At 53.3% G+C, this 17,933-nt stretch carries 6 protein-coding genes, 3 tRNA genes and 3 rRNA genes; 8 read left to right on the forward strand and 4 right to left on the reverse strand.

Annotation, left to right across the window (positions count from 1 at the left end):
- Window positions 1-131 precede the first annotated feature (131 nt).
- Window positions 132-1,388 carry a transcription termination factor Rho gene (gene rho / locus AY555_RS03850; RefSeq protein ID WP_066133694.1) on the forward strand — a complete coding sequence of 419 codons (1,257 nt, stop codon included), beginning with the start codon at window positions 132-134 and terminating at the stop codon, window positions 1,386-1,388.
- Between the two features lie 51 nt (window positions 1,389-1,439).
- On the opposite strand, the gene arsC is transcribed toward rho, so the two are convergent.
- The gene (gene arsC, locus AY555_RS03855; RefSeq protein WP_066133697.1) at window positions 1,440-1,787 is read right to left on the reverse strand and encodes an arsenate reductase (glutaredoxin); all 348 of its coding nucleotides are present in this window, start codon (window positions 1,785-1,787) and stop codon (window positions 1,440-1,442) included.
- A 15-nt stretch (window positions 1,788-1,802) separates the two neighbouring features.
- Window positions 1,803-2,987, reverse strand: a complete 1,185-nt coding sequence (gene nagA, locus AY555_RS03860) for an N-acetylglucosamine-6-phosphate deacetylase (RefSeq protein WP_066133699.1) — start codon at window positions 2,985-2,987, stop codon at window positions 1,803-1,805.
- A 299-nt stretch (window positions 2,988-3,286) separates the two neighbouring features.
- Between nagA and AY555_RS03865 the strand changes: the two genes are divergently transcribed.
- The 6 genes from AY555_RS03865 (at window position 3,287) to AY555_RS03890 (ending at window position 8,420) form a co-directional block, all read left to right on the forward strand.
- A 16S ribosomal RNA gene (locus AY555_RS03865) occupies window positions 3,287-4,772 on the forward strand.
- A 150-nt stretch (window positions 4,773-4,922) separates the two neighbouring features.
- A tRNA-Ile gene (locus AY555_RS03870) sits at window positions 4,923-4,999 on the forward strand.
- Between the two features lie 27 nt (window positions 5,000-5,026).
- A tRNA-Ala gene (locus tag AY555_RS03875) sits at window positions 5,027-5,102 on the forward strand.
- A gap of 232 nt (window positions 5,103-5,334) precedes the next feature.
- Window positions 5,335-8,087, forward strand: a 23S ribosomal RNA gene (locus AY555_RS03880).
- An 83-nt stretch (window positions 8,088-8,170) separates the two neighbouring features.
- A 5S ribosomal RNA gene (gene rrf / locus AY555_RS03885) occupies window positions 8,171-8,285 on the forward strand.
- Together the 16S, 23S and 5S rRNA genes with 3 tRNA genes alongside form the textbook arrangement of a ribosomal RNA operon.
- 58 nt (window positions 8,286-8,343) lie before the next feature.
- Window positions 8,344-8,420 (forward strand) — tRNA-Met (locus AY555_RS03890).
- A 205-nt stretch (window positions 8,421-8,625) separates the two neighbouring features.
- On the opposite strand, the gene AY555_RS03895 is transcribed toward AY555_RS03890, so the two are convergent.
- Window positions 8,626-12,816: a DUF4011 domain-containing protein gene (locus AY555_RS03895; RefSeq protein ID WP_066133702.1), complete on the reverse strand. Its 4,191-nt coding sequence runs from the start codon at window positions 12,814-12,816 to the stop codon at window positions 8,626-8,628.
- A 260-nt stretch (window positions 12,817-13,076) separates the two neighbouring features.
- Entirely contained in the window at window positions 13,077-15,953 is a 2,877-nt protein-coding gene (locus AY555_RS03900) for a calcium-binding protein (protein WP_082811846.1), read from the reverse strand.
- Window positions 15,954-16,514: 561 nt separating this feature from the next.
- Between AY555_RS03900 and AY555_RS03905 the strand changes: the two genes are divergently transcribed.
- Window positions 16,515-17,678 (forward strand): AGE family epimerase/isomerase, encoded by a 1,164-nt coding sequence (locus tag AY555_RS03905; RefSeq protein WP_066133707.1) that lies wholly within the window; start codon window positions 16,515-16,517, stop codon window positions 17,676-17,678.
- Window positions 17,679-17,933 lie beyond the last annotated feature (255 nt).

The raw sequence follows: 17,933 nt of genomic DNA on the forward strand, positions 1-17,933 counted from the left end.
CCGTTCGGAACGGGGTTTTGTATCCAGTGCAGAAAAGGTCTAGGCGGCTTCTCCATCGTCTCCGACCGTGCCTCCTGATCGTTCAGAACAGGCGAAGACCGGAACCGGGGCATACTGACTGGTAGACCTGTATGCATCTGAAGGACCTGAAAAAGAAAACACCGGCCGATCTTCTCAAATTGGCTGAAGAACTTGATGTTGAGAATGCCAGCAGTCTGCGGAAACAGGATATCCTGTTTGGGATCCTGAAGTCCCTTGCCGGACGTGGTACGGCGATTTATGGAACCGGTGTCCTGGAGGTTCTGCAGGATGGTTTTGGTTTTCTGCGTTCTCCGGAAGCCAACTATCTTCCAGGTCCGGATGATATCTACGTCAGCCCGACCCAGGTTCGTCACTTCGGCCTGAGGACGGGTGACACGGTTGAAGGCCAGATCCGTGCCCCCAATAACGGGGAGCGTTATTTTGCCTTGTTGCGTATTGACACGATCAATTTCGAGGATCCGGAATCGGTCCGTCATCGCATTAACTTTGATAACCTGACGCCTCTGTATCCCTCACGGAAGATCAAGCTGGAAACGCATGATCCGACCAACCGGAACATGATGCCCCGTGTTATTGAAATGGTATCGCCGCTTGGTTTCGGGCAACGTGGCCTGATTGTCGCACCACCGCGAACCGGTAAAACCGTGATGTTGCAGAACATTGCGACTTCCATTGCCGCCAATCATCCCGATGCCTATCTGATTGTGCTTCTGATCGACGAACGTCCGGAAGAAGTGACCGATATGGCTCGCAGTGTCCGGGGGGAGGTTATTTCCTCAACGTTCGATGAACCGGCCAACCGCCATGTTCAGGTTGCGGAAATGGTGATCGAGAAAGCCAAGCGGCTGGTTGAGCACAAACGGGATGTAATTATCCTCCTTGATTCCATTACCCGTCTTGCCCGGGCCTACAACACGGTTGTTCCATCTTCAGGAAAGGTTCTGACCGGTGGCGTTGACGCCAATGCCCTGCAAAGGCCCAAGCGCTTTTTCGGTGCAGCCCGTAATATCGAAGAAGGCGGTTCCCTGACCATTATTGCGACGGCCCTGATTGATACGGGCTCCCGTATGGATGAAGTGATCTTCGAAGAGTTCAAGGGAACCGGTAACTCCGAACTGATCCTAGACCGTAAACTTGCTGACAGGCGGACATTCCCGGCAATTGACATCAATCGTTCCGGCACCCGCAAGGAAGAACTTCTGGTTGATCGCCAGACCTTGCAGAAAATGTGGGTTCTACGCCGTATCCTCAACCCATTGGGTACACAGGATGGTATGGACTTCCTGCTTGGGAAGCTAAAGGAAACAAAAGATAACAATGACTTCTTTGAAGCCATGAACAACTGATTGTGCTTGCGTGTCTTGAGAAGAGAAAAGGAGGGGATATCCCCTCCTTTTTTATGCCGTAAAAAGTTCCAGAACTTTCTCAGGCGGTCGGCCAACGCATGCCCTTTCCTTATGTATGACAACAGGTCGTTCAATCACCCTAGGGTGAGCGCACATAAACGCAATGAGCTCATTGTCTGACAATGCTTCCAGAGGCATTCCCTCTTCACGCGCTTCCTTCTGCCGCACCAGCTCGACGGCTCTCATACCAAGTTTTGAGAGGACAGATTTCAGGACATCGGGCGTTGGGGGTGTTTGCAAGTATAAGACCACATCAGGCTCTACCCCTTTGCTTTGCAAAAGGGAAAGCGCCTGGCGTGATTTTGAGCAGTGTGGATTATGCCAAATGGTAAAGGTCATAAACGTTCTTCCAGCTTATAGAGAGGTGCTGACACCGTGCACCCACGTTGCCAATATATCCATATCCTGACTTAGCAGGGTAAGGTTGGCGCTCATTCCTTTTTTTATCTGTCCCATGGTCTGATCCAGTCCCAGAAACTGGCATGGATACAGAGAGGCCATACGCCACGCTTCTTCCCGCTGTATGTCTGTCATCGACAGAAGCCATTTAAGTCCATGGAGAATAGAGATATCGGCGCCGGCAAGCGTTCCATTCTCTGTTTCCAGCCGTCCATTCCGTCGAAACACAGGCGTTCCATACAGTGAAAATGCATTGTCCCCGGTTCCCAATAGGGGCATAGCATCACTGACAAGGAAAGGCTTGCACCCCTTGTTTTGCGCCTCCTGCAACACGAGACGAACCAATGCCGGATGGACGTGAATACCATCAGCGATCAATCCCCCCCAAGCCTTCGACGCGGATAAAAGGGCTGCTCCCAAAAGACCGGGATCTTGCCCCCGGACAGGGCTCATTGCATTGCCTAGGTGTGTGAAACCCGAAAAGCCATGCCGCAAGGCGGTTAGGGCTTGTTCATAGGTTGCCTCGCTATGTCCCATGGACAGAACAACTCCTGACCGAACAAGGCGCCTGGCAAAAGCCTCGGGCATTGTCTCCGGTGCGGCCGTCAGCAAGAGACGGCCGCCTTTTCCTTGTAAAGCAAGGCCAAGTTTCTCGAGAAAACAGATGTCTTCTTCCTCAGGGCAACGAACAAAGTCATCGTTATGGCATCCCCGTTTTATCGGATTGATAAAAGGCCCCTCTAGATGAAGCCCTGAAATGCCGTTTTCTTTGTCATCTACAAGGTGGAGGATGGCGTCGGCAGCGTGCCGCATTTTTTCAGGATTATCCGTAATCAGGGTTGGAAGAAAACCCGTTACGCCAAACGTCCGTAGGATACGATCCATATGACGGGCTGTCTTTTCATTGGGTGCGTCATTGAAAAGCAGGCCTCCGGCACCATTGACCTGTGCGTCAAAAAAGCCCGGAACAAGAAAACTGTTATCAGGAAGGTTAATGCGATACGTGCCCTTCGGTACTTTGTCCGACGGCAGGATGTCAGAAACAATTCCATTCTGTATGAGAATGCCCAGGCCAACCTTGACCTCTATCCCGGTAAAAATGGTTGGCCCATCAAGGAATGTCATTTCATCAGAGATCATATTTACACCTTAAGATAGATTATTAGCAGAATTATAACCTAAAATCTGTATCAGACGGCACCGGAGAGAGCATTCTGCATTTTTTTGGTATTAGTTTAATGAATTGTGTTGACGATTTTTGGATTGGGGCTTAGAAGGTGCGTCCCGACGCTGAGGGACTGGAGTTTCTGGTTTTTGATTGTTGGTGTTGTTAGGCAGAGTGAAGAGACGGAAGGGATACGTGGACGACCGTGTTTAGACGGTAGTCTAGTATCTTTGATTTAAGCATACGCTTTGTGAAGTTAAGAGACTGTCGATTATGACTTGAGAGTTTGATCCTGGCTCAGAACGAACGCTGGCGGCAGGCCTAACACATGCAAGTCGAGCGCCCGGATTTATCCGGGAGCGGCGCACGGGTGAGTAACGCGTGGGAACATGCCCTGAAGTACGGAACAACCTGGGGAAACCTTGGCTAATACCGTATACGCCCTGAGGGGGAAAGATTTATCGCTTTGGGATTGGCCCGCGTTGGATTAGCTAGTTGGTGTGGTAACGGCGCACCAAGGCGACGATCCATAACTGGTCTGAGAGGATGACCAGTCACACTGGGACTGAGACACGGCCCAGACTCCTACGGGAGGCAGCAGTGGGGAATATTGGACAATGGGCGAAAGCCTGATCCAGCCATGCCGCGTGAGTGAAGAAGGCCTTCGGGTTGTAAAGCTCTTTCAGCGGGGACGATGATGACGGTACCCGCAGAAGAAGCCCCGGCTAACTTCGTGCCAGCAGCCGCGGTAATACGAAGGGGGCTAGCGTTGTTCGGAATTACTGGGCGTAAAGCGCGCGTAGGCGGCTTTGTCAGTCAGGGGTGAAATCCCGGGGCTCAACCCCGGAACTGCCTTTGATACTGCAAGGCTTGAGTCCGTGAGAGGATGGTGGAATACCCAGTGTAGAGGTGAAATTCGTAGATATTGGGTGGAACACCGGTGGCGAAGGCGACCATCTGGCACGGTACTGACGCTGAGGTGCGAAAGCGTGGGGAGCAAACAGGATTAGATACCCTGGTAGTCCACGCTGTAAACGATGAGTGCCAGCTGTCGGAATGCATGCATTTCGGTGGCGCAGCTAACGCATTAAGCACTCCGCCTGGGGAGTACGGCCGCAAGGTTAAAACTCAAAGGAATTGACGGGGGCCCGCACAAGCGGTGGAGCATGTGGTTTAATTCGAAGCAACGCGCAGAACCTTACCAGCCCTTGACATGGGGATCGCGGAACCGGAGACGGTTCCTTCAGTTCGGCTGGATCCCACACAGGTGCTGCATGGCTGTCGTCAGCTCGTGTCGTGAGATGTTGGGTTAAGTCCCGCAACGAGCGCAACCCTCGTCCTCAGTTGCCATCATTAAGTTGGGCACTCTGGGGAAACTGCCGGTGACAAGCCGGAGGAAGGTGGGGATGACGTCAAGTCCTCATGGCCCTTACGGGCTGGGCTACACATGTGCTACAATGGCGACTACAGAGGGAAGCCACTTCGCGAGAAGGCGCAAATCCCAAAAAGTCGTCCCAGTTCGGATTGCACTCTGCAACTCGAGTGCATGAAGTCGGAATCGCTAGTAATCGTGGATCAGCACGCCACGGTGAATACGTTCCCGGGCCTTGTACACACCGCCCGTCACACCATGGGAGTTGGTTTTACCCGAAGACGGTTCGCTAACCGCAAGGAGGCAGCCGGCCACGGTAGGGTCAGCGACTGGGGTGAAGTCGTAACAAGGTAGCCGTAGGGGAACCTGCGGCTGGATCACCTCCTTTCAAGGATGTATCCGGGGCAACCTGGATCACCGAGAACAAAACGCCGTGATATCACGGCATCGCACCGAAAGGTGCACCCGATACGGTCGTCCTCGTATCCCTTCCGCAGTCAGACCGTACCATACATGGTACACGCCGGTGCACAGGCTCGGGCCTGTAGCTCAGGTGGTTAGAGCGTACGCCTGATAAGCGTAAGGTCGCTGGTTCGAGTCCAGCCAGGCCCACCACCGATGCCCAGGCACACCCGCGGCCCAGGGGGCTTAGCTCAGCTGGGAGAGCGATAGCTTTGCAAGCTATAGGTCATCGGTTCGATCCCGATAGCCTCCACCACCGCGCCGCACTGACTGCAGGGAAATCCGTTCGGGGCCATGCCCCGATACCGTCTCGTTGTTATTCATTGTAAAGAAGCAAGCAATTAAAGGGTCTAGTGACCGCGTTGGATTGCAGACCGGCACGTGCCGTCCGGAAGCCCGGATGGCGATGCCATGAAGGACTGCATGTTCAACGCATAATGTATGAATGCTGTGTTCCGTGTGCAGTGGTTTTTTCCCTGCGCATGGGCTCTCAAGCGTGACAAGGGCATCTGGTGGATGCCTTGGCACTGGAAGGCGATGAAGGACGTGGCACCCTGCGAAAAGTTCCGGGGAGATGGGAGCAATCTTTGATCCGGAAATGTCCGAATGGGGAAACCCACCGCATCTGTGGTATCCACACCTGAATTCATAGGGTGTGGAAGCGAACCCGGCGAACTGAAACATCTAAGTAGCCGGAGGAAAGGAAATCAACCGAGACTCCGCAAGTAGTGGCGAGCGAACGCGGACCAGCCCAGTGGCTGCAGTGAAACAACCGGAAACGTCTGGAAAGGCGTGCCAGAGCGGGTGACAGCCCCGTACGGGTAAAAAACACTGTAGTCCTCGAGTAAGGCGGGACACGTGAAATCCTGTCTGAACATGGGGGGACCACCCTCCAAGGCTAAGTACTCTCCAGTGACCGATAGTGAACCAGTACCGTGAGGGAAAGGTGAAAAGCACCCCAACGAGGGGAGTGAAACAGTTCCTGAAACCGGATGCCTACAAGCAGTCGGAGCGGAATTCCTTCGGGAATGTCCGTGACGGCGTACCTTTTGTATAATGGGTCAGCGACTTACCGTATCGAGCAAGCTTAAGCCGGCAGGTGTAGGCGAAGCGAAAGCGAGTCTGAACAGGGCGTTCAGTTCGATGCGGTAGACCCGAAACCAGGTGATCTAGCCATGGTCAGGTTGAAGGTGGAGTAACACCCACTGGAGGACCGAACCCACGTCTGTTGAAAAAGACGGGGATGAACTGTGGCTAGGGGTGAAAGGCCAATCAAACCTGGAAATAGCTGGTTCTCCGCGAAAGCTATTTAGGTAGCGCGTCGGATCTATACCGCCGGGGGTAGAGCACTGGATCGGGACGGGGGGCGCGAGCCTTACCAACTCGAACCAAACTCCGAATACCGGCGAGTACTGTCCGGCAGACAGACGGTGGGTGCTAAGGTCCATCGTCAAAAGGGAAACAGCCCAGACCGCCAGCTAAGGTCCCCAAGTCATGGCTAAGTGGGAAAGGATGTGGGACGGCCAAAACAACCAGGAGGTTGGCTTAGAAGCAGCCATCCTTTAAAGAAAGCGTAACAGCTCACTGGTCTAATTAAGCTGTCCTGCGCCGAAGATGTACCGGGGCTAAAGCCATGCACCGAAGCTGCGGGCTTGTCTATGACAAGCGGTAGCGGAGCGTTCCGTAAGCCGGTGAAGGCAAACTGTGAGGTTTGCTGGAGGTATCGGAAGTGAGAATGCTGACATGAGTAGCGACAAACAGGGTGAGAAACCCTGTCGCCGTAAGTCCAAGGGTTCCTGCGCAAGGCTAATCCGCGCAGGGTAAGCCGGCCCCTAAGGCGAGGCCGAAAGGCGTAGTCGATGGGAACCACGCTAATATTCGTGGGCCAGGTGGATGTGACGCCCGTCGTAAATCGTTGCTCCTTATCGGATTGAAGCAGCGGTGAAGACGGGCCAGGAAATAACACCACCAACAATGACCGTACCCGAAACCGACACAGGTGGACTGGTAGAGTATACCAAGGCGCTTGAGAGAACGATGTTGAAGGAACTAGGCAAATTACTCTCGTAACTTCGGAATAAGAGAGCCTCGCCCGTGGGCAACCACAGGTGAGGGGCACAGACTAGGGGGTGGCGACTGTTTATTAAAAACACAGGGCTCTGCGAAGTCGCAAGACGACGTATAGGGTCTGACGCCTGCCCGGTGCCGGAAGGTCAAGAGGAGGGGTGCAAGCTCCGAATTGAAGCCCCGGTAAACGGCGGCCGTAACTATAACGGTCCTAAGGTAGCGAAATTCCTTGTCGGGTAAGTTCCGACCTGCACGAATGGCGTAACGACTTCCCCGCTGTCTCCAACATCGACTCAGCGAAATTGAACTCTCCGTGAAGATGCGGAGTTCCCGCGGTCAGACGGAAAGACCCCGTGCACCTTTACTACAGCTTCACAGTGGCATCAGATATTGGATGTGTAGGATAGGCGGGAGGCTATGAAACCAGGGCGCCAGCCCAGGCGGAGCCACCCTTGAAATACCGCCCTTCCCGTATTTGATGTCTAACCGCGTCCCGTAAGCCGGGACCGGGACCCTGTGTGGCGGGTAGTTTGACTGGGGCGGTCGCCTCCCAAAGAGTAACGGAGGCGCGCAATGGTTGGCTCAGAGCGGTCGGAAATCGCTCGACGAGTGCAAGAGCAAAAGCCAGCCTGACTGCGACACCGACGGGTGGAGCAGAGACGAAAGTCGGTTCTAGTGATCCGGTGGTCCCTCGTGGAAGGGCCATCGCTCAACGGATAAAAGGTACGCCGGGGATAACAGGCTGATACTTCCCAAGAGTCCACATCGACGGAAGTGTTTGGCACCTCGATGTCGGCTCATCTCATCCTGGGGCTGGAGCAGGTCCCAAGGGTATGGCTGTTCGCCATTTAAAGAGGTACGTGAGCTGGGTTTAGAACGTCGTGAGACAGTTCGGTCCCTATCTGCCGTGGGTGTAGGATACTTGAGAGGAGCTGTCCCTAGTACGAGAGGACCGGGATGGACGTACCTCTGGTGTACCAGTTGTTCCGCCAGGAGCACCGCTGGGTAGCTATGTACGGATTGGATAACCGCTGAATGCATCTAAGCGGGAAACCATCCTCAAAACAAGGTATCCCTTGAGAGCCGTGGAAGACCACCACGTCAATAGGCCGGGTGTGAAAGCGTGGCAACACGTGAAGCTAACCGGTACTAATCGCTCGATAGGCTTTAGAGCCCGTGCGCAGTGGTAAAACCACTCAAATGCACGAAACACACCGTTCATACATAAAACTAGTCCAGATTTGTGAGATGTGATGACCTGGTGGTCATGGCGCTGGAAAAACACCCGATCCCTTCCCGAACTCGGCCGTGAAAAACAGCTGCGCCAATGGTACTTTGCCTCAAGGCACGGGAGAGTAGGACGCCGCCAGGTCTTCTCATCTCTCAAATCAAAAAAATAAACGCTTGCTTCTCTACATGCAGAAAACAAACGCGGGGTGGAGCAGCCCGGTAGCTCGTCAGGCTCATAACCTGAAGGTCGCAGGTTCAAATCCTGCCCCCGCAACCAAAAATAACAGGCCCAAGTATTTTATTACTTGGGCCTGTTATGCTTTCCACTGAAAAAGATGATAACAGGGCACTCGGTCGCTACCTGATCGCGGGCTGACCACAAACTATTCTAAGGAAAATAGAATAGTGAAATTACGAGATGGAGCACCCAGAAAGGTCCATGGGTGTCTTGCTGTAGTATAAAAAGCTACAGAATCTGGGACTCAACCCTGAAGGCGCGTATTGTTCACCCTATTGTCTGTTTCTGGTACATAATTGCCGTCCTGTGGAATTGTGATTGCATGGTTAGCTCCTCTGACCCGTATTCCCGACTCTGATATCACGCGTGCATTTTCGAGAGCCAAGCGTAACCTTTCGATTTCGCGGTTGCGGTGGTGGAACCAGTCGGTGCTCCAGATCCGGTGAAAACGCCAGCCAAGATTTTCAAGAATATCTTGGCGCTGGCGGTCACGTTCGCGGGCCCAAAGTGCGGAATGATAAGTGGCTCCATCGCATTCCACTGCCAGAAGATATTGCCCCGGTCTACTCGGGTGTCGGACACCAATATCTATTCTGAAACCCGCCGTTCCGACTTGAATGTCGGCCAGATATCCAAATGATCGAATGACCGTTGCTACATCCTCCTCAAATGGACTGTCAGCATCAAGCCCAGTAATAACAGAGCTTTCCATTATGCCAGTCTTCGCAAAATCCAAAAACCGCTTCAGGACTCTTGATCCTTCACGAGATGAACGTGACACGTCAATATCACCGGGGTCAAATGAAGCAAAAATTTCGCATCGGACCCTTGCACGGGAGAAGAGCACATTCAGCCGCCGCTCCCCACCCTCTGTATTGATTGGACCAAAAGACATGGTTGTCAGGCGTCCATTGGGTTCCTGCGGGCCATAGCACACCGAAACCAGGATAACATCACGTTCATCGCCTTGGACGTTCTCGATGTTCTTGATAAACACATCCTCAGGCTTTCCTTCGCGAAGGAAAGCGTCTAGAGCACTGTTCCGTCTGCGTTCAAACTCCAGAACTTCTGTCAGCATATCGGCCTGGGTCTTTGAAAAGGCAACGATACCCAGTGAAAGTTCAGGCCATGTGTGGGCATGTTTGATGACCGCTTCAACCACTGCTTCTGCCTCGATGCGGTTTGTTCCCTGACGCCCAAGGCCACTGCCTCCGCGGGCATAAACACCCGGAACATGGCGGAACTTCAGGCCATAATCAGGATTGATCTGCAAGGGTGAAGGCGGCAAGACAAGTCTGTCACCATAAAATTCTGCATTATTGACCCGAATCAAGGACGGATCACGGGAACGATAATGCCATTCCAGCATCTGTTTTTGTAGACCCCGTGCTTCACAAAGCGAAAGGATGCTTTCCATATCGGCAGCAGCTGCACCCGGAGCAATAGTGTCTTCTTCCTCGTCATTTTCATCCACCTCATTAACCAGACGATCGAAAAACGATGTTGGCGGGAGTTGTTTCTGGTCACCTACAACGACAATCTGCTTTGCACGCATGATCACGCCGAGCGCGTCTTCAGGCCGTATCTGCGACGCTTCATCGATTACGAGAAGATCAAACGTGACACTACCAGGCGGGAGAAACTGCGCAACCGAGAGCGGACTCATCAACATCACTGGCTTTATACGCTGTACAGCGGATCCGGCATGCTTCATTACCCAGCGGATTGGTTTGTGTCCGCGCTTCCGCCCGATTTCACCACGAATTATTTTCATTTCACTACCCGTCTCGCGCGGCATTCGCATGAAGTGCCTCGCCAGAATCAGGGTCTTTGTGTTTTCGATCCGGTCTTTGTCAAACTGGCAAAACAAGCGGACAAGGTCATGTCTGTCCCGCTGTGAAAGCTTGTTCAATTCAGGCAATTTGTTGCGTGCATCATCCCAGCGCGCCTCGGCACAAGCATAGGAAAATTCAATCCGCGCCTGAGATGGCTCCAGTCGCCCTTCATAGACAGCATCAACAATGGCACCAGATCCATGATCAACAAGAACGGTGGCAGTATGCAAAAGTTCAGCCCATTCACTGTAGCGTGAGACATCAGCAGCCATATCTGAGAAAACATCACGCAGGATGTCCAATCCCACAGTATCAATGTGATGCCCCAAGCCAGCTTCGACAAGGTCAAGCTGAAGCCGGCTTATTGGTACTGCGACAAGGGTACGTGCACGGTTCAGCAGAGTGGAGAGATCATTGGCCATGGAGGCTACGTTCGGGACAGCAAGCGCACTGGTCATCTGTTCAACTGTTGAGAAGGCCCCAGTTCCATGCGCTGTCGATAACCACCGCGCAGCATCGAGACAGCTGTCAAAAGCCGTTCGTTCTCCACGCCATTCAGAACCAAGAACTGATTGCAACCATGCTTCCTCATCTGTAAGGGCTCGACGCAGGTTCTGGACTTTGATCAAATTATCAACGACCTGCAGGCGCTCTGCTGGTGTTTTGGGAAGCGGTATCATCAGAAGGGCTGAGAGTTCGGCAGAGGCGCTTCTGTATGCTCCGAATATGCGCACAAGCCATGACGCTTGTCCTTTTGCCAACATGGTGCGCAAGTCAGCCAGATTTGCATTCCATGCCGCTTCCACATAGGTACAGTCGATGGCCTTGCGGGCTGCTGCCCAGTTTGCACCTGCTTCAAGCGCTTCGGTCAGACGTGGTCGTCCAGCATGCTCGAACAGGTTTGGCAGGAGAGACTTAACCTCGCCCGGAGCAGTGGTCAGACTTTCGAGCCCGGCACACAGTTTGGAGATAGCATCAAAGGTGCGTGGCTCTGTCTGGTTTATCTTCGCTGCAATTTTGTTCGCTTTGGCCAGAAGAGCATCTTGTGCTTCAACGGCAGCCTTCAATTCTGTTTCAAGACGCGACAAATCTGTTGGTTGCAGGTCGCGTGCCATGCTGCCCCTGAAGGGGTGTCTCTGTTTTTCTCCTGCCCTCTCCACCGCCGCGACGAAGGCATCGATAGCCTTCAATACAGCCAGGCGTGTTTCGTGATCAAGGCCTGCAAGGCCTTCCAATGGAATGGAGGGTGGTGATGCCCCCTTTCCCATAAACCCGATAATGTCAGAAATGGCATGGAATGGGGTCTCTGTGCTGCCGGGTATTGGTGTGTGCAGCAGGTTGGAAATCCGGTTCAGTTCATCCCGCGTCTTCTTCAGAGGCTCTGAGCTTCCGACCTTTGGTAGTTTTATGCTACTGGCCATTAGCGTGCGGCCAAGCTCCTGCACCAGCGCTTTTTTGTTTGCCGTCCGGGAATGGAGTTCCAAGAAGATATCCCGCAGCCCGCAGCGTACAAGTCGGTCATGTACGACTGATAAGGCGGCCATTTTCTCGGCAACAAAAAGGACAGACTTTCCATCATAAACAGATGCGGCGATAATATTGGTGATGGTTTGTGACTTTCCTGTACCGGGTGGCCCCTGTACAACAAGGCTCCTGCCTTCCCTGACTTCCTCAATGACTTTTGTCTGCGAGGCATCAGCATCAACAACCTGAATAAGTTTTGCCGGCGCAAGCCGCTCATCCAGACGGTCCCCGGGGGCAAAAAACGGGGGATCTTCCGCGAAGCCGTCTGTAAGGAGCCCCCTTAGGAACGGGTTGTTGGCAAAAGCACCTTCTGGCCAAGCCTCTTGGCTCAGGTCACGGTGCATCAAAAGCTTGGCAAAGGAGAAAAAGCCAAGCTGCATACCATCTGTATCGATTGACCAGTCCTTTTGTCCGGATATGGCATCCGCTACCTGGGCAAAATAGGATGATGGCAACCAACCCTCGCCTTCATCGATATCGGGTAGGCGGATGCCGAAGTCCTGTCGCAGTCGTTCCTGCAAAGGCAGGTTTGTTGTGATGTCATCATCCAAGCATTTCAGCTTGAATTCTGATGTTTTTTGGTCACGTACAAGCCTTACCGGGAGCAGGACAAGCGGTGTTTCCCTCTTCGTACCCGTCGAGTCACTTTCTTTCCATATCAGAAAGCCGAGGGCGAGGTAGAGTATATTGAGACCCTGTTCTTCTTCGGCGGTCTTGGCATCCCCGGAAAGGCGTAAAAGCCGCCGCGTCAGGGCGTCCGGACCAAGTGGAGTCTCAATAAATGTGTCGATCAGCCGGCTCGACCCGTCTGTGATGTCGTTGTCGGGCAGTGCAAAGAGCATCTCATCGTCTTTCCCCTTCTTGTCTTTGCCCATTGCCTTGAAACGCATGTCCTTTGCCTTCAAGCGCAGAAGGCTATAAATCGGGTCGGACTTCTCGTTTATGATGTTCAGGCAGTTGGCCCTGAGATTTGCCCGGTTCACGTGAATCAATCGGTTGCGCGTTCCGGTATCGAGGAGTTTTCGGCGTACCTCGCCGAGAAAACGCGCAATGAAGGGTTCATTCTTTTCAAGCATATCTCTATCCCCTGTTTACAAATCTCTTTTTTGTTTGAATTGAATAGAGTTGCAAGGATTCTTTTCAGGGAAGAGGTGGCTTGAGTAAAGGAAATATGATCGTTTGAACATCTCTATAAGATTGCTAGGGTCCAGATGACATTCAAAAGGAACGTAACGTGTTCTATTGCTATATTAATGTGATATAGGTGCTTCTTTCTGGATCAGATCCGTTACAATCGAATCCATTTTCCACATGATCTAAGAAGAACGGTGTGCTGTTATAATACCATTGTTCCGTCATCACTGAAGCCAAGACCTGTCAGGGTGATGCTGAAGCCTTTTGTTTCAGCGTTTCCGTCTGTATCGAAGTGAAGTACTATTTCGTTGTCTGTTTTTTCTATCCGGATAGACGGAGACTGCATGGAATTCGGTTTCTGAATCGTATGCATCTCGGGGAGGGAGGGTACGACGGCAGCAGTCTGTATGGCCTTATCTTGTTTGGTGCTGAAATCCAGAACCATATCGTGGTCGTGTATGTTGGTGCTGCGTGCCGGACGATGATTTTCTTGGTCTGTTATGCTCTCTTGTTCCTGACTGGCCCCGAGATACGCCACCCTCGGGCTTTCAGCGTGGTACGGTATCATGACGTGAGTATCTTCGTGTTTATTCTGCGTGTCAGGCAGAATGGAATCAGGTGCATTCCTTAACACAAGGTCTCTGGCTGTCAGCAGCGGGTTGTCCTTGAGTCTGAGCTCAACTTCGGCCGTACGGCTGTCAAGGTCCGTATCACCCCTCAGGACAAGATCCTTTCCTTCCAAGGAGGTCCACAAAGTCCCCGGTACAGGACGGTCTCCGAGCAGGGTAAAGATGTATCCTGTTTGGGAGAGGTCAATCCGGTCTTCCCCAGGTTGGAAATCAAGGATCCGGTCACCATGGGTTTCGGCTGTTGTGGCATAGAGGAAGATATCAGCTCCGGGCCCTCCGTGGAGGGTATCGGCACCTAGTCCTCCATGCAGGGTATCAGCACCATGTCCCCCCCTGATCCAGTCGCGCCCCTCTCCGCCATTCAGGCGGTCGTTTCCATTGTTTCCGCGCAGCGTATCGCTTCCAGCACCGCCATTTAGGGTATCATCACCAGAGCCACCCCTGAGCATATCGTCTCCTGTGCTGCCGTTCAGGATATCGTTACCCTTTCCACCCGAAATCTTGTTAAGTCCTTCGAACTCCGAAAGCCCAAGGATGACGTCTTCCGTTGTTTCCGCAGCATTCAGGTGTTTCCCGTTTATGGTCAGGGTGTTGTTAACTCCGTCGATATCGTTTGCTGTCAGGAATGGACTCTTCATAAGCCTGAGCTCGACCTCAACTGTGTTGACATCGCGGTCTGTATCACCCTTCAGGACAAGATCCTCTCCTTCGGTGGTTGTCCATAGGGATCCCGGTGCAGGGCGATCTCCGAGCAGGGTAAAGACATGCCCTGTTTCAGAAAGATCGATCCGGTCTTCCCCCGGCTGGAAGTCCAAGATCCGGTCACCGTAGGTTTCTGCTATTGTCGCGTAGCGGAAGGTATCGGCCCCAAGGCCTCCGTGGAGGGTGTCGGCGCCTGGCCCTCCGGTCAGGATATCGTTTCCCTCGTCACCTTTCAGCCAGTCTTCTCCTTCTCCGCCATTCAGGTGATCATTACCGGCATTGCCACAGATCTCGTCATTTCCACCTTCGCCATCCAGCGTATTATCTTCTTCATCCCCGGTCAGCTGGTCCCCCGCGTGGCCTCCTTTTATGTTCTCGATATTCCGTATGCGATCTTCCTCTGTATTGTCCACGTATACAACGGCGTCCTGTGATCCATGTAGCGTTACCCGGACAGGTGCTGTCTTTCCATCGTACCAGGCCCAGTCTGAGCCAGATCCTCCATCTAGGCTGTCCTTGCCTCGTCCTCCCCGGAAAGTATTGTCGTTTTCATCCCCTGTCAGCGTGTCGTCGCTCGATCCTCCGTAAATTCTTTCGATATTCTTGACCGTATCTTCAGCCCAGTGATGGATGTAGACGGTTGCTTCCTGTGACCCCAGCAGCGTGACCCGGACGGGTTCGGTCTTCCCGCTGTAGGACACAAGGTCGTTGCCTTCGCCGCCATCTAGGCTGTCTTTTCCCGGACCTCCCCTGAGAATGTCGTTGCCTGCGCCGCCATACAGGAAATCGTTTCCATTTCCCCCTTCAAGGTGGTCATCTCCGGCACCGCCGTGCAGGGTGTCGACACCAGGGCCACCGTTCAGAATGTCGTGACCATCCCTTCCGTCCAGAAAGTCATTGCCTCTTTCGCCCAGAAGGGTGTTGTCGCCTTCGTCTCCGGTGATTTGGTCATTTCCCCAGCCACCACGTATATTCTCGATATTCCGGACTGTATCTTCAGCGATGCCTCCCACATATACGGCGGCATCCTGTGCGCCGTGCAGTGTCACGCGAACAGGAGCTGTCTTGTCTGTGTAGTCAGCGAGATCATTTCCATCACCACCGTCCAGCGCGTCATGACCGTGTTCGCCCTTCAGTATGTCGTTTCCGGCAACGCCATCGAGAACATCATTTCCGCTGCCACCATCCAGGATATCGTCTCCGGCCCCACCATAGAGGACGTCATTGCCGGTATTGCCCCGAAGCCAGTCGTCGCCGTCTCCCCCGTCCAGAAAGTCCTCTCCGCCACCTCCCCGGAACTCGTTGCTGACTTCATCTCCTGTCAGTTCGTCATTTCCCCAGCCACCGCGTATATTCTCAATGTTACGAATAGTGTCCTCGGCTACATTGCCTACGTACACGGCTGCGTTTTGCGACCCTTGCAGGGTTACCCGCACGGATGCCGCTTTCTCGTCGTACCAAGCCCAGTCTGTTCCGGCGCCGCCATCCAGTGTGTCGCTGCCCGGGCCACCTTTTAAGACATTACTTCCCTCGTCACCTGTCAGATGGTCATTGCCCTGACTGCCGTAGACACCTTCGACACCGTTCACAGTATCTTCTGGTACACCATTGACATAAACCGTTGCTTTTTCTTTCCCGCGCAGGATGACCCTGATCGGTTCATGGCGGTCTTCGTAGGACACCGAATCATTCCAGCCGGGGCCACTGAAGACCTCTTTCATATTTGGTGTGTCTCTGTATTCCTTCATGGTCCCCTCCCGTGTGGCTGGGAGCCTGTGTTGCCTTGCTGATGGATGGTGAAGAGACGCGAGCAAGGTGAACGTGGGCCAGACCGCGACGGCCTTGTGCCATCATGGTGTAAGCAACAGGCGGCGGATTCTCACCCCTGTTGGTATGGATTTATCCGGTCTTTTTTGGACATAGCTCCACTACAGGAATCAGCCATCGCCGTCAGGAGATGGAAGAACCGCCGCCGGCCTTGCCGTTCCATGGGCATGCGGCTTTGTTCTAACTATTTTGTAGCAGAAATAATAAATTTAACTAACACCTTGCCAAGTTTTTCATTTTTATTATGCATACATCTTATTGATCAGGGCGGATTCAGCATTGATATGAATGAGTCGATAACTTGTCCTGCTGTTGACATACTCTGTTTTCTTATCTTTTTGGCACCTCTTGATCGCGATTGTATTGTGATCCGGTGATGCAAGGTTTGTCCTGCGACAGCGCGGTGTCATGGTGTAAAGTCGTTGCGTTCGGGCTTCTCCCCGGCCTTTGTTGCCCTCTTTTACAGATACCGGATTTTTCTGATGACACTTTCTGTACGTTCTCTCGACAGAGCTTTTATGGCTGGTCATCTTGATATCTGGGCGGGTCCTGGATGGGACAGGGAAACAGAATCGACCGTCGAGATCTTGGAGGAAGACGGTACGCCACGCTGTCAGACGCCCCGTCGTGTGATGGCTTTGTGCCGCCAGCTCTACGTACGCTGTGCCTTGTATGCGATTGATCCCGTCTTGTGTCGTGATCAGGGGGGGCGTCTTCTGGAGAGACTGGACACCCTGTATGCCGATCCTCTGAACGGGGGATGGTGGTTCAGTATTATGCCGGATGGTGAGGCTGCGGATCGGCGCAAGGATTTGTATGCCCATGCCTTTGTTGTTCTGGCAACAGCGGTTGCGGCCTCGGTTCTTGGTCATGATCGCGCACTGTTCCTAGCGCGGCGGACAATGGATGACATCCGGACGCTGTTTACTCTCCCAGACCGGTCGTGGTTTGCAGCTGGGGCAGACCCGGATGGATCAGGGCCGGACCGACGCTTGCTGCAAAACCCGCACATGCATCTGTTTGAGGCCGCTATGGCTTTTGCCTTGGTTTCGGGTCGCAGTCAGGATGCCGACATGGCTCACCATCTGGCTGCTTTGTTTCCGTCGCTTCTGCATCCCCAAGCTGGAATGATTGCGGAATACTTTGGGGAAGACGGGTCGCCTGAGCTTGCGGCCCATGCCCAGATTGAACCAGGCCATCAGTTTGAGTGGGCGTGGTTGTTGCATGAATATGCAGTGCGCTTTCACGAACCTGGTCCTGTGCAGCAACGCTGGCTAGACCAGGCTCATGATCTTCTGGAGCGTGGAATGACGTGCGGGATTGATCGCGCTTTTGGTGGTGTTTTCAACAGTGTGGATGCGCATGGCCGCGTGACAGATGAGGGAAAGCGTATCTGGCCTTTGACTGAATTGCTCAAGGCATTGGCTGTTCTGCGACCGGGGCAGGAGAAGGAATTCCTGGATTTCCTTGGTCGCACGTATCTGCGCCCGGGCGGTTTCTGGATTGAGGCGTGCAGTCGTTCTCTTGAGCCATTTGATCAAACGCTGCGTGCCAGTACAGGTTATCACCTAGCAACGGCCTGGCAAGAGCTGGGGCGTATGGCGGGCGGTCGCGGCGTTTATGATCTGGGGCGCGCTTCCCCCTGATGCTTTTGTAAGGATATGGGCCTAGTTCTGTCAGCATGGCGTTTATAGAGCCTAGGTTGCGGCCCATTATGGTTTTAAGGAGCACAGAAATGGTCAGTCATACTGACTATTCCTACGGCTTTCTTGTTGCGTGAGAGCACGGTAACCCGTATACCCGAATAGTTGGGTTACTGCTCGTATTCCTCCTGTGGGTTGAGAGCGATTCTCTTCTACGGTGCTGTTGTGCCGGTACCGCTTGATCGGGGAGGTTTTTGC

Origin of the sequence: Haematospirillum jordaniae (assembly GCF_001611975.1) — a bacterium.
Classification (GTDB): Bacteria; Pseudomonadota; Alphaproteobacteria; order Rhodospirillales; family Rhodospirillaceae; genus Haematospirillum; species Haematospirillum jordaniae.